Here is a 14,602-nt window from a genome sequence, read left to right on the forward strand (position 1 = left end):
CTCAACAACTATCGTACGAATGCGTTGGCCATACCGCCATCAACATTAATAATATTCCCTGTAGTCTTATCCAAAATACCAACACAGGCAAAAACACCGTTGGCAATATCCTCTGGATAGATTATTTCGTTCAATAAATTTCTTTTGGCGTAATGAGCAGGTAATTCCTCTACGGTGATACCATAAGCTTTAGCGCGCCCTTCGGCCCATTCGCCTTCCCATATCTTACTCCCTACTATTACTCCGTCTGGGTTCACTACATTAACCCTAATTTTATCACCACCGAGCTCCGCAGCAAGGAGTCTAGACATATGCTGTTGTGCAGCTTTTGCCGTACCGTAGCCCACATTATTTGGTCCGGAGACTAATCCGTTTTTACTGGCTATGCTAATAAAATTACCTCCTAAACCTTGATTTCGCATAATGGAAACCGCTTGTTTAGCGAGTTCAAACTGTCCTTTCACCAATACATTTTGTAAAATATCCCAGTCTTTTTGCGTAGTTTCTTCTAATGGCTTTGAAATGGCCAATCCTGCACTATGAACTACAATATCTACACCTCCAAATTCCAAGGAGGCTTTTTTATAGGCTTCCGCAATAGAATCACTGCTAGTTACATCACAAAGTGCGTAACTTGCTGTGTCTCTAGCATAGGTAGCTACCGCCTCTTCCAATCTATCTTCAGCTATATCCGTTAAGACCACGTTAGCGCCTTCTTCAGCAAGCTTATCCGCAATGGCTTTTCCTATACCACCGCCAGCACCAGTAACCAAGGCAACTTTCCTTGATAGAGGTTTTTCCTTAGGCATTCGTTGTAATTTCGCTTCCTCTAACAACCAATACTCAATATCAAAAGCTTCTTGTCTTGGCAATGAAGTATACTCCGTAATAGCCTCTGCACCCCGCATTACATTAATTGCATTCACATAGAATTCATTAGCCACACGGGTCGTCTGTTTATTTTTCGCAAAACTGAACATTCCAACACCAGGAAATATGATAATGACCGGATTGGCATCTCTCACCGCTGGGCTATTATCTCTCTTATGATTATCATAGTAAGATTGATATTCCTTTCTATATTCCTCAAAGGCCGGTTCCAACATTTTAAGCACTTCATCAGCATTGCTTAGGTCTTGCTTCGTATCCAATTGTAATACTAACGGTTGAATTTTGGTTCTTAAAAAGTGATCTGGACAAGATGTACCCATTGGAGCCAAACGCTCTAAATCATTACTGTTTATATATTCGAGAACAACATCACTATCATTAAAATGACCAATCATTCCGTTTTCCGAGGAACACAAGCCTCTAAGTAACGGCATTAGTTGAGCCGCTTTTTCCAAGCGCCCTTCTTTAGGAAGACTCTCTAATTTTTGTCCACCAAAAACACTTCCATTTTCTTTAATTTTTTTCTCAATAAATTCAGATGCCATTTCAATGACCTCTAGACTATTGATATAGCATTCGTACGAGGTATCTCCCCATGTAAACAATCCGTGACTACCCAAAACTATTCCGCGGATACCAGGATTATCGTTCAGACACTTCTCTAACTGTAAACCTAAGTCAAAACCAGGGCGTTGCCAAGGAACCCAACCCATGGTATCTCCCCATATTTCCTTGGTAACCTTCTCACTATCCTTTGCCGCAGCAACGGCGATAAGGGCATCTGGATGTAAGTGATCAATATGTTTGAATGGCAGTAAACCATGTAAAGGTGTATCAATAGATGGCGCCTTACTGTCAAGGTCATAGATACAATGGTTAAAAAGACCTACCATTCTATCCTCATCCTCCAAACCTCCATAGACGTTTTTCAGATTTCGCAAGCGCTCTGTGTAGAGTCCGGCAATTCCGGCTTTGGTAAGGGTTCCTATATCACCTCCAGAACCTTTGATCCACATGACTTCCACTTCCTCGTTTGTCAACGGATCTTTCTCTATCGTTTTACAACTGGTATTACCCCCACCGTAATTAGTGATCCTTAAATCCGCTCCTAAAATATTGGACCTGTATAGGAATAATTCTACTTGATTGTCGCCTAGTTCGGCTGCTTTGGATTCATCCCAAAGATAATCTACGTGTTTGTATGTCTTAACCTGCATTAATCATTATTTTTATAAGATGCTTGTCAACGAAAATAGATTATGAAAAAAAACAAAGCATCCTGTACTATGCTGACAGGTACTTTTTATAAAAAAATAAAAAATCCAAGGTTAATACCTAATTTTGTTTTTTTAAATAACTTTATAAAAAGTACAATTTTAAATCAACAGTGAAAAAAATTAAAGTGGAAAGACTAGAGTACATAGATATCAACACCGAGTCTCGAATTCCAAAATACAAACAAGTTATGGATTCTGTAATCAATAGTATCCATAAAGGAACTTTGGGTATGGGAGAGAAGATTCCATCAATAAATGAGGTTAGCGAAGAATATCTATTATCCAGGGATACTGTTGAAAAGGCGTATGGCCTTCTAAAAGAACAGAACATTATAGTTTCCGTTAAGGGAAAAGGGTATTATATCTCAAAGACAGATCTTTCCGTAAAAATCAAGGTGCTTTTCTTAATTAATAAACTAAGCACGTATAAAATGCGTATTTTCAATTCTTTTGTTAATAGTTTAGGTGCTAATGTCGATGTTGATTTGGACATTTATCATTGCGAACCATTGGTTTTCAGCACTATATTGAAGAACAAAAAGCATCTTTACGACCACTATGTAATTATGCCCCATTTTAAGAATGAAAATCTGCAACATATGGGTTGTACAGATGAGATTCTTAAAGCTATTCATTCTATACCCAAGGGGAAGTTAATTATTATGGATCGCAATCTTAAAAGTTTATCCAAAGAGGCGGGTAGAATTTATCAGGACTTTACCGAAGACATTTACAATGCTTTAACAGCTGGTCTAGAGAAACTAGAGAAGTATAAAAAAATTATTTTAGTTTATCCAAGTAAAGGCGTATACCCCTATCCTCAAGGAATTGTAACTGGTTTTAAAAGATTCTGTATACAACACGACATAGATTATGAGATTCTAGATGAAATCTATGACAGCATGGAGTTACAACTTGGTGATTTATACATAACTATTGAGGAAGCGGATTTAGTAAATTTAGTAAAGCAAAGTAGGGACAGACATTTTAAATTAGGAGAGGATATTGGGATAATTTCGTATAATGACACTCCACTCAAGGAACTATTGGGAATTACGGTAATTAGCACCAATTTTAAAAATATGGGCGAAGAAGCCGCTAAAATGATTTTAAACAATAAGCCTCAAGAAATAAAAAACGACTTTAACTTTATTGACAGGTTCTCGGTTTAAGGCTTATGATAGCCTAAGCTATTGCATATAGTGCTATAACCATATATTTGAACTTTTGAAACATTCTTCGTTGCTCGCCCTATCAGACCACTTAAATATATACTATCGCTCTTCTAGTTAAAAATCACATAATTTAATAAGTAGTTGTTTTTCAGCATTTTAATTCTGAATAAGGTTCTTTAGCCTACCAAGAACCATAGAACTTTCGGCCTCAGTACAGTACAGTACAGGATGCCTACGGCAGCACTAGTTTATATAATTGTTAAGAATTCCCTAATTATTTGGCAGTTTTATTATTCAAATGAAAATTAAGACACGCCCAATTCGTGAATCAAAGAATTAATTCAATTTTAACAAAACTAAACTGGAAATGAAAAAAAATTGTAACAGCAGATCGCGAAATATCGGTCTAACTGTTCTTTTAACCTTTATACTTTGTGTATTAAGTAGTTCTGCTGCTTTAGCACAAGTATCATCGGTTTCAGGAACAATAACAGATGTAAATGGAGAACCGCTACCAGGCGTTAATGTTGTTCAAAAAGGAACAAGTAACGGTATGTCCAGTGATTTTGATGGAAACTATACCATAAGCTTAATACCAGGTTCAAGGGTATTGGTTTTTTCTTATATCGGTTTTAATACCAAAGAAGTAACTATTAATGCAGCAAATCTAAATGTAGTTTTAGAAGAGGATACAGAAAATCTGGACGAAGTAGTGGTTATTGGGTATGCTACAGTATCTAGGGACAAGGTACTGGGAGCGCTATCTTCTGTTAAGTCGGAGAAAATTGCAGAAGTTACGCCAACTAATGCATTTGAAGGTGTCCAGGGCCGTCTATCAGGTGTGCAAATTGCCACTAATGGTGGTCCAGGTGCAGGTTTCGATATCAGGGTAAGAGGTACCTCAACTTTCAGTGCAGGTGGCACAGGGCCATTATATGTAGTAGATGGTCAGCAGTTGGACAATATAGATAATATTGATCCAAATGACATTGCTTCGCTAGAGGTTTTAAAGGATGGTGCAACAACCGCTATCTATGGTACAAGAGGTGCCAACGGGGTTGTATTAATTACCACCAAATCAGGTAAGTCTGGTGATGTTAGCCTCGATGTTAACGTAGTTACCGGTGTTAATAGCCTTAACGGAGCCATTCCCGTAGCCAATACAAGACAACGTTTATTTTATGAAGACGTTAGGCGTACAGATGCGCAAAGACAAAACCCTACAGGTAACGACCGTGATTCTTTAAACCTGTTACTACGAAACTCATTCGATTTACAGGATTTGATTACAAGAGCAGGATTTAGAAATCAGGTTAACGTGGCCGTAAGTGCAGGAGGAGAAAAATTAAAGGCCTATTGGAATACTGGTTTCTTAAATGAGGACGGTATTGTAGTTAATAGTAATTTCAGAAGAATCAATACGCGTTTTAAATTAGATTTTACACCAAACAAAAAACTTACCGTAAGCTCTAGTTTCAATGCTTCCTTTGAAGAGTTTAGCGGACTAAGCGAAAATCAAGTATTTCAACAATTGGTAGAACGTATTGCGTATTTCCCAGTACTAGAGCCCAATGGAGATTTTACGCCAGAAATTGCAGGCCGTCAAAATCCGCTTGCCGAGGCTAATTTAAGACAGCTTAAACTTAGAACCTGGAGAGGACAGAGTTTTAATTCGATGCAATATAAGTTAACGCCTTCGCTATCTATAAAGTCTACCTTAGGTATTAATTTTAGGTTACGGAGAAATAATGACTTTCAGCCCTTATTGGTTTTAAACCCAAGAAATACGAGTCCCCTAGCCAGTTTTAGAGATCGAATAGATTATGATATTCAGCAAGAAAATTTCATGAACTACACCAATGAATTTGGCAAACATAGTGTGTCGGCTTTTGGTGGTATGCAAATCCTAAAAAGATACCAAGAAGAATTCGGAATTTCGAACGCCTTATTTGTTTCTGAGGATATTCAAACTTTCAACAACGTAGATCCAGATGGTTTAGCTATCAACGCTGGGCAAACATTCAACACGAGAAGTAACTTATTTTCGCTTTTCGCGGGATTCAACTATGATTTTGACAATAAATATTTATTCAGCGCTACTGTAAGAAGAGATGGTTCTTCTCGTTTCGGAGAGAATCGTGAATTTGGTTATTTTCCATCGGGCTCTATAGGCTGGAGAGTTAGCAACGAGGGATTCTTAAAAGGAAATACCACCGTTAACAATCTTTTGATTAGAGCTAGTTATGGTGAAACAGGAAATGACAGGATTGGAGACTACGAGTTTACATCTGCTCTTGAACCAGGAGCTATATACGATGGTATTAGTGGGGTATCTCCAACAAGACTTGGTAACCCAGAATTAAGCTGGGAAAGCACGAACCAAACCAATATAGGTTTAGACCTTGGGATGTTTAGAAACAGGTTAACGTTTAATGTTGATTTCTGGAGAAAGGATACTGAGGACCTTTTAGCCAACGTTCCTTTACCGGAAGAATCAGGGTTTGGCGGAATAAGACAAAATGTTGGTGCCGTACGTAACCAAGGTATAGACCTAAGTATAGGCGGTAGTATTATACAATCAAAGAACTTTAGCTGGAATAGTAATTTCAATATTAGTTTTCAAGAAAACGAAGTTCAAAGACTTGCTGGTGGAACTCCATTCCAATCAGGCGATTATATCATAGAAGAAGGAGAATCTATTGGTAACATTTTCGGGTTTAAAAATCTTGGAGTTTTCCAATATGATGAATCTAATGCCTTCACGGAAGATGGGGTACAACTGACACCAAATTTTGATGCGGCAGGTGATTTTGTAAATTATACACTGAACGGAGCAGAGTTCACGGGTGATGTTAATCAAATTAGAAACGATGGTCGTGTTGCCCAAGGAGGAGATATTATCTGGGACGACGTAGATGGTGACTTTGTAATAACCAACAATGACAGACAGGTTATAGGAAACGGTCTTCCAACAGCCTTTGGTGGTTTCTCAAATGATTTTGCTTACAAGAATCTTAGTTTAAGTTTTTTATTCGATTTCACCTTGGGCAACGATACTTGGAGGCGTTGGGATGAATTACGAAACGATTTAAACTCCTCTAATGAAACTCCAGGACCTCGTCGTATAGAAGGTTCTTGGCAAAATCCTGGTGATGTAACGGTATATCCAAGACTTAGTAGGGTACCGCAAAATAGGGATAGGCCTAATAGCTTCTTTGTAACGGACGGTAGTTTCATAAAACTTCGTTTTGTTAGATTAGGATATGATTTGCCTAAGTCCATATTAGATAAATTGGGCTTTGTGAAAAAATGTTCCTTCTTTATATCAGGTAATAACATGCTAACTTGGACTAATTATCCTGGATACAATCCAGAATTGGGAACTAGAGGTAATCCTTTACAACCAGGTTTAGACAACTTGAGGTTCCCTAACGATCGAGAAGTAATATTTGGCGCTAATTTTAAATTTTAAATTTATCACACATGAAAATTCATAATATAAAAAGATACATTACGATAGCATTGCCACTGCTACTAATATTTGGCAGTATATCATCTTGTGAAGAGTTAGTTGATGAATCGCCTATCAGCGAAATAGATCCTCAAAACTTTTTCAGAAATAACAATGATGCCCTAGCAGCGGTAATTGGTATTTATGATGCAATGCAACCCGCATTTCGAGTAAAACACTATTTATGGGGAGAGTTCAGAGGAGATAGTTACATTAACGGTAATGATGGCGCAAACGCCAACAATATTGAATTAACTACTAACGACGTAACTTCTGGAAATACACCAGCCTTACGTTGGAACGATTATTACAATATGATCAATCGTGCTAATGAAGCTATTGCAAATATCCCTAATATACAAGGGTTTGATTCCAATCTATTGGCAGAAGCACAAGCTTTACGAGCATATGCCTATTTCCAGGCTGTACGCGTATGGGGTGCTGTACCTGTTTTCACAGAGCCCACTAGATCTCCTGAGGATTTACAACGAACAAGGACGGATGCGCAAACTATCATAAATGAAATTATTATTCCAGATATGTTGGCCGCAGAAGAAAATATGGACTTAAGCAGGTTAACCAACGATTTTCGCTTTTCACTCACAAGTATATGGGGGTTACAAGCAGATGTTTATGGTTTTTTGGGCGATGACGAAAAAACCAAAGAAGCTTTATTGAAAATTGTCGAGAGCAATAGATTTAGTTTAGCAACTTCCCCTGTAGAATGGCAAAATCAATTTTTAAACGATAATGGAAATCCATTTGATCCCAACTCTGAAAGTGATGGTCCCTTAAAAATTCAAGAAGGACCAGAGTTGATCATGTCAATTCGATATAGTTTAGACGAGGCTCAAGGATCGGGTAACGCGAACAGAGCTGGCATTTTTTCGCTGTTTTTTGCAGGAATACCATCTTTTACGCTATCACCCGCGTTAGAGAACAAATGGAGGGAAAAATTTCCAATTGATTCTTTAGGTTGGGTAACAAAATATCCCGATACCGATCCTATCCTAACAGATTTAGATACGGGAAATTTTATTTACGGAGATTACCGTTATTATTTATGTCGTGAACAATTTACAAATCTTGAGGCAAAAGGCGTTGGTAATGCTAGGTTAGCAAAATATAATAAATTCAACTATAACGTTAGTCTAGATGATTCCAACATTGTTTTATATCGATATGCGCATATTGTACTCTATTTGGCCGAAGTAGAAAATCGCTTAGGAAATGGACCGCGAGCTTTGGAAATTATTAATGAATTTAGAACTGCAAGGCAGTTACCACTAGTGGATGCAGCAGAATTTGGAGCGACGGAAAATGAACGTGAAATTTTCATTCTTGATGAAAGACATCTTGAACTAATAGGAGAAGCACAACGCTGGTGGGATCTTCGTAGAACCAATAGAGCTTTGGAAATACTAAATCCTATTTTAGACACATTAAGTGGCGGTGTACCATTGACTCAAGAAAGGTTATTATTCCCCATATTTGATGACCATATATTAGAGAACCCATTACTGGAGCAGACTCCAGGGTACTAAATTAATTTTCACCTTAAACTAGTAATAATGAAAAGAATAAAAAATATAACAATCTGGGGCCTACTTAGTATTACTTTAGTCCTTACAAGTTGTGATTTAGACTTACAAGAACGTTTTGTATTTGAGCCAGATGTAGATCTTAGCGATCCATTTGGTGAACTAACGGCTTGGCAGTTTTTTAATCTGCCCGCAGTAAATGCACTTAACGATGAAGGTGGACTTGTTGGAGATCATTTTAACTATATGAGAGCCGCTATTGAAGCAGCCGGTATGATAGATGAGTACAACACCTCAAATAACGGTAGAACCTTCCTAATGCTAAACAACAACGCATTTACCGGAAACGGTGATGTAATTGCTTTGGTTACTGGGTCAGCTGATGTTGAAGACGGGGAAACACCCGCCGAGGTAATGGCAAGGGCCGATGTGGATGTTTTAAGGATTATTTTGAACTATCATATCATCGATACCTATATAACTCAAAACAATCCTTTGGCAGAATTTGGTGTAAACTATGAATTTCAGACCTTGATTCCTGGAGAAGCAGGAAAAATTGTTCTTAGACGAGATGATAGACTACGTGTAGATATCAATAGAACTCCTGCTCCGTTACCAAGCACTGCTACAGGTGGTGGCAATAATGAAAGAATCAGAAATTATAACTACGTTTTCAATAATGGTATTGGTCATAGTATAAATGACCCGGTTAGGAATCAGCCTTATCCAAGCCCTAACTAAAAATTAGATTTTAGTAGTTTGATCAAATCCTCTATAGTCTTCAATGACTGTAGAGGATTTTTTTATAAAAAGAATAACTCAAATTTAAGACTGTCTTCAATTTTTTAAAGGTTAAAAGTGATAAAAATTTACAGGGTAGCACTACCCTAGTGTTTAATTTTTAGGATGCTGGTTTTATATAAATAACCAAATACATTTGGCATTAACCAGCCATACTTAAAGAAGTTTCTTTAAAGTTATCTTTTGATGAATTACAGACCGCACATGAATAATCTTCCGGAAGATTCGCAAAGGTAGTACCCGCAACTATACCGGCTTTTACATCACCATACATCTGGTCATATACCGTAAAACAGGATTGACATTGGTGAACAGCTACATGTTCAACAGTTGTTTTTTTCGGAACTAACTTTTCTGTTGGTTTTACTTTACCCAGCTGTTTAAAATACTTCTTACTCAACTCCATTAGTAAACCTGGAAGTTCTATTTTATCAATATCCTGAGCATAGGATATGTATTGACGGCTATTAGGATCAAAGTTTTCAAAATAAAGTACATTATAGGTTGGTCGCACCTCAAAATCCATTACAATAGTAGGGGCGCTATTTTTTTCTATTATTATAGAAGAAAAATGAGAACGTTTGCCCTCATCGTTACTAATACCAAAAGTAAGGCCATAGGTACTAATATCGTTTTGGTCAAAACTACGCACCAAGAATTTTTTTAGCTCCAAAGCGTCGGCATCATCGACGGGTACATGCCAATTCATCTCTAACTGGGAGTGGCGTACATTAATGCCCTTTTGCCCTAAAAAACGTTCCAGTTCTGGCCTACTTTCCTGTTTAATACCTTTAACAATGAACGATTTCCATGGCGTAATACATAGTTTACCGATACTATTATCCAAACAAAAGCCACAAAACTCCTTTAAAAATTCAAGATCATATCTATTATTTCTCCAATAGAGTCCCAACCAATATTGGTCTAGCCCCATACGGTTCATACCCTCGTAATACGGAAAAGTGGTGTAGGCTATGTTCAGTTCCTTTTCAATGGTTTTATTATTGGTATCTAATTTTTTGCTGATAATAAAGAACAATTCCTCTACATCTTGTATGTCTTCTTGGATGTATTCAATAGCCTTTGAAATTGCGGCAATATCCCAGCTATAAATAAGAACGGGGTAGTATGCAGAAGTTTTCCAATGAGGAAGTTTTACATTCAAGTACCAATAATCCTCGCTATCTGAAGCAATAAAATTAAGGTTTCCGCTAAATATGGGAACCAACCTTTGTTTTGGGTCGGTAATGTTTATTTTAAGTTTTGGCGAATAATCAAAGTCTTCTAAAATATACAAATACGTAGAACCTTTTAACCAATAGGTCATGTCAAAAATATCTGCGGACACATAAGAACAAACAATATTTTGATAGCTGCGCTCACCAATTACCTTACCATTGAATTTTGATATATGTTCCAATTCTTGGGTGTTGGTATTTTGTATGGGAAACAACAAATCTTGCCGAGAACCAAAATAAACTTCCTTTAAACCTGCCGTTTCCAGCATGGAAATAATATCTTTTAATTCTCCGGGGGAGGTAACCCCTCCAGGAATTAATATGCGATGCAAATCGTCGTTCATATGCTTATTATTTTTTTCGCTCTTCTTCGCTGCTTGTTGATTAAAATTTTTATTAGTGGGCACATCCTACTTCTCCTTAGATCACCGCAAACACCTATACGTTTTATGTTCGCTATCTTCTTTTCTACGCACCAATTCTTAACTACTATCTCTTATTTTAATTTAACTGCAATTGCCCATCCAATAAAACTTTTATTTCTGGTTTACAGCTACCGCAACCTAAACCTGCTCCTGTCTCTGCACATAGGGTATTAAAATCCGAACAGCCGTTGGCAATGGCGTCCAAAACATTTCCTTCCCCTACTTGACTGCAAGAACAAACCAACTTACCTTTCAACGGAACGGTATTGGAAGCACCCCTAAGCAGTTCATTACGTTTTTCAGAAAGTTCAATTTCTTCTTCAATCAATCGCTTAAATTCGGCAAACTCATTTTTGTCACCCATTAAAATGGCGCCCTTTAGGGTATCGTCCTTAACAATGCACTTTTTGTAGAAGCGTTGGCTCACATCCATCAGTATAATCTCCTCGTAACTATTATCATCTTTAGGAGCGTTCACCATTCCTATGCTACATAAATCTAGGTTTTCAAACTTGAGAATATTCATCAAAACAGAACCTTTATAAAGACTGCTGAAATCTCCTAGTATATAATTAGCGGCTATATCTGCCTGCTGCTCAGCTGCGGATGTTATGCCAAACAGCGCATTATTATATTCTGCAATTTCCCCTAAAGCAAAAATAGAAGGGTTACTGGTCTGCAAATAGGAATTGACCTGTACGCCGCGGCGTGTTTCCAAATTTGCTCGTTTTGCCAATTCTATATTAGGTCGGGTACCTATAGCATAGACAATGGCATTACATTGTATGGTTCTCCCTGTTTTTAAATTAACCAATAAGGAATTAGGCGTTTCTTTTTCTTCAAACACAGTACTTACTTCATTGTCAAAATAGATTTGAATACCTCTTTCAAGAACATCCTCGGCTAAGAGTCGGCTAGCAACACGATCCAGTTGCCGCTCCATTAAACGCGGAGCGCGCTGTATAATGCTGATATTTACATGAATCTTTTTTAAAGCTGCGGCAAGTTCAAGACCCAAAAGACCTCCACCAACGATAACCACATGTTGTTCTTCTGCTGGTAGGTTGGTTTTTTTTAGGTAGTGCTTTAGCCTATCGGCATCACCACGTTCGCGCATTGTAAAACGTCCCGGAACATCCATTTTTACATCACTAGGTACAAAAGCACGACTACCTGTAGCCATAACCAACAAATCATAAGCATGTTCGGTTCCATCAGTAGCTGTAATGCTTTTTAAAATCTCGTCTATGTTTGTGATGCCTATTCCAGGGTGAAGCTGTACGTTCAATTTTTGTAATTCTCCATTTTTTAATTTTTCCAAGGCCTCCCAAGAAAGCTCATCACTTACATATTCTGGTAGTAGCACCCTGTTGTAAAAAGGGTCTTTCTCCATAGAAAAAACATGTAGTTCGTCTTTAGAATTCTTTTCTCGATACGATTGTATAAAGCGATAAGCTGCGGCTCCTGCACCAATAACTACTATTTTTTGTTCCTCTTTTTTAAACTTTTGCACTTCCACGGCACAATACTTAAAATCGGGTTCTTTTGAAACTGGATCTACCAAATCATTGGTAATATTGTTAGCCCTACCAAAATCGTTGTTCAACACCTTACCCCAATGCATTGGTAAGAATACCACACCTTCTCTAATGTCATTATTAACTTTTACCTTCACCTGTACCTTACCCCTGCGACTTTTAATAACAGCTATATCGCCTTCCTTAAGTTTACGCAAATAGGCATCTACGGTATTCATCTCCAAGTAGGGTTGGGGTATATGGGTAAGCAAACGTTTTACCTTTCCTGTTTTGGTCCGGGTATGCCATTGATCGCGCACCCTTCCTGTATTTAATATCAAGGGGAAGTCTACACTAGTTTCCTCTGATTTATTGTAGAGACTTTGCGGGGCATTAAAGTGCGCCTTCTTATCATTGGTATGAAATTCAAAATCAGTAAATAAGCGCGGTGTTCCGGGATGTGTGTTATGCGGCACCGGCCATTGGAAACTACCTTCCTTTTGTAGGCGCTTATAACTAAGCCCTGAAATATCAATATTGGTGCCTTTGGTCAATAGACAATGCTCGTCATATACCTCTCTTGCACTGGTATAATCAAAACCTTTAAAACCCATAGCTTGCGCAAAACGCCATAAGATTTCTACATCGGGAAGGGCTTCTGCTGGTGGATCTATAACTTTGGGTAAATAACTGATACGCCTTTCTGAATTCGTCATGGTCCCCTCCTTTTCTAACCATCCCGCAGCGGGCAAAAGAAGGTCGGCATATTTCGTGGTTTCCGATTTATACGATATGTCTTGCACTACTACAAAAGCAGCATTTTTTAATGCGCGTTCTACTTTGTGCGCGTTGGGCATACTTACCACAGGATTTGTGCAAATAATCCAAATGGCTTTTAGTTTTCCACTTTCCAAGGCATCGAACATTTCGGTAGCCGTATAGCCTGGTTCCGCTTTTATTTCTTTTCCTCCCCAAAAATCGGACACCTCTTTTCTATGGATAGGATTCCCTAAATCTTTATGTGCTGCCAACAAATTGGCCATGCCCCCTACTTCCCGACCGCCCATAGCATTGGGTTGCCCTGTTAATGAAAACGGACCACAGCCCGGCTTTCCAATCTGCCCTGTTAGTAAGGATAAGTTTAACAGCGATACGTTTTTAGGCACCCCAATAACACTTTGGTTAAGCCCCATGGTCCACATGCTCAAAAACTTACTTGCCTCACCAATATACTGTGCAGCTTTTCGAATTTCCGAAGCGGTAATACCGCACTTTTCTGCCGCTTGCCGTATGGAAAGTGAAAAGGCCATGTCTTTTACCGCTTCAAAATTTACGGTATGCTTTTTTATGAAAGACTTGTCTATTTTTCGTTTTTCTATGAGCCATCGGGCAATGGCGTTAAAAAGAATAACATCTGTACCGGGAAGTATTTGCAAATGTAAATCTGCCGCAGCGGCTGTTTGCGTTTTTCGGGGGTCTACTACAATAACTTTTACTTCTGAATGTTCTGCTTTGTGCTGTTCCAAACGTCGATATAAGATTGGATGACACCAAGCAGGGTTGGCCCCTGCAATCAAAAATGTATCTGCCAGTTCTATATCCGCATAGGAAATAGGAACGGAGTCCTCCCCTACTGTTTTTTTATACCCCACCACCGCTGAACTCATACACAAACGGGAGTTGGTGTCGATATTATTACTGCCTATAAAACCTTTAATAATTTTGTTGGCAAGATAATACTCCTCGGTAAGGCATTGTCCGGAAACATAAAAACCTACACTATCTGGCCCGTGCTTGGCTATAATACTCTTAAAGACAGCAGCCGCACGTTCAAAAGCGGTATCCCAAGAAACTTTTTGCAGAGGATGGTTTCTGCTCCAGCGCATTTCTGGATGTAGTATACGATCAGTGGTATCCTGTGCTACGTAGTTCAAGTTTCTACCTTTGGAGCATAGCATACCCTTATTCGAAGGGTAGTCCGGGTCGCCTTCTACCGAAATGACCCCCTTGGCATCTACCGTTACGTCAATACCACAACCTACACCACAGTAGGAACAAATTGTTTTCTCTATTTTCTTTTTCCGCATACCCATAACTCTTCAATAGCAGTATGCAAATTAGAAAATTACGTATATATACGTAGCCATAATATGATAATAGTTTCGGTAATTTTTTGCGGATTAATGATAAATCAAGACGCCCTACTTCACTTTCCTCACGCTTAAT

Annotated in this window: 7 protein-coding genes; 4 read left to right on the forward strand and 3 right to left on the reverse strand. The window is 38.3% G+C overall.

Annotated elements, in window-relative coordinates:
- Positions 1–8 precede the first annotated feature (8 nt).
- Positions 9–2,108, reverse strand: coding sequence for a bifunctional aldolase/short-chain dehydrogenase (locus SJY09_RS10950; RefSeq protein ID WP_396635759.1), 2,100 nt, complete (start codon positions 2,106–2,108; stop codon positions 9–11).
- Between the two features lie 185 nt (positions 2,109–2,293).
- Between SJY09_RS10950 and SJY09_RS10955 the strand changes: the two genes are divergently transcribed.
- The 4 genes from SJY09_RS10955 (at position 2,294) to SJY09_RS10970 (ending at position 9,136) form a co-directional block, all read left to right on the forward strand.
- Positions 2,294–3,340 carry a GntR family transcriptional regulator gene (locus SJY09_RS10955; RefSeq protein WP_396635760.1) on the forward strand — a complete coding sequence of 349 codons (1,047 nt, stop codon included), beginning with the start codon at positions 2,294–2,296 and terminating at the stop codon, positions 3,338–3,340.
- Positions 3,341–3,710: 370 nt separating this feature from the next.
- Positions 3,711–6,815 carry a SusC/RagA family TonB-linked outer membrane protein gene (locus SJY09_RS10960; protein ID WP_396635761.1) on the forward strand — a complete coding sequence of 1,035 codons (3,105 nt, stop codon included), beginning with the start codon at positions 3,711–3,713 and terminating at the stop codon, positions 6,813–6,815.
- 11 nt (positions 6,816–6,826) lie between these two features.
- Positions 6,827–8,398: a RagB/SusD family nutrient uptake outer membrane protein gene (locus SJY09_RS10965; protein ID WP_396635762.1), complete on the forward strand. Its 1,572-nt coding sequence runs from the start codon at positions 6,827–6,829 to the stop codon at positions 8,396–8,398.
- A gap of 27 nt (positions 8,399–8,425) precedes the next feature.
- The gene (locus SJY09_RS10970) at positions 8,426–9,136 is read left to right on the forward strand and encodes a hypothetical protein (RefSeq protein ID WP_396635763.1); all 711 of its coding nucleotides are present in this window, start codon (positions 8,426–8,428) and stop codon (positions 9,134–9,136) included.
- A 202-nt stretch (positions 9,137–9,338) separates the two neighbouring features.
- Here the strand turns inward: SJY09_RS10970 and SJY09_RS10975 are convergent, their stop codons facing one another.
- Positions 9,339–10,778 (reverse strand): rubredoxin, encoded by a 1,440-nt coding sequence (locus SJY09_RS10975; RefSeq protein WP_396635764.1) that lies wholly within the window; start codon positions 10,776–10,778, stop codon positions 9,339–9,341.
- A gap of 157 nt (positions 10,779–10,935) precedes the next feature.
- Positions 10,936–14,463 (reverse strand): molybdopterin-dependent oxidoreductase, encoded by a 3,528-nt coding sequence (locus tag SJY09_RS10980; protein ID WP_396635765.1) that lies wholly within the window; start codon positions 14,461–14,463, stop codon positions 10,936–10,938.
- Positions 14,464–14,602: the final 139 nt, after the last annotated feature.

The sequence above is a fragment of the Maribacter sp. R77961 genome, from assembly GCF_044594925.1.
GTDB lineage: Bacteria > Bacteroidota > Bacteroidia > Flavobacteriales > Flavobacteriaceae > Maribacter.

What these genes read in the sequence shown, in the direction of transcription:
- SJY09_RS10950 (WP_396635759.1), bottom strand. Translation starts at nt 2,108, where the DNA reads ATGCAGGTTAAGACATACAAACACGTAGATTATCTTTGGGATGAATCC.
- SJY09_RS10960 (WP_396635761.1), top strand. Translation starts at nt 3,711, where the DNA reads ATGAAAAAAAATTGTAACAGCAGATCGCGAAATATCGGTCTAACTGTT.
- SJY09_RS10965 (WP_396635762.1), top strand. Translation starts at nt 6,827, where the DNA reads ATGAAAATTCATAATATAAAAAGATACATTACGATAGCATTGCCACTG.
- SJY09_RS10970 (WP_396635763.1), top strand. Translation starts at nt 8,426, where the DNA reads ATGAAAAGAATAAAAAATATAACAATCTGGGGCCTACTTAGTATTACT.
- SJY09_RS10975 (WP_396635764.1), bottom strand. Translation starts at nt 10,778, where the DNA reads ATGAACGACGATTTGCATCGCATATTAATTCCTGGAGGGGTTACCTCC.
- SJY09_RS10980 (WP_396635765.1), bottom strand. Translation starts at nt 14,463, where the DNA reads ATGCGGAAAAAGAAAATAGAGAAAACAATTTGTTCCTACTGTGGTGTA.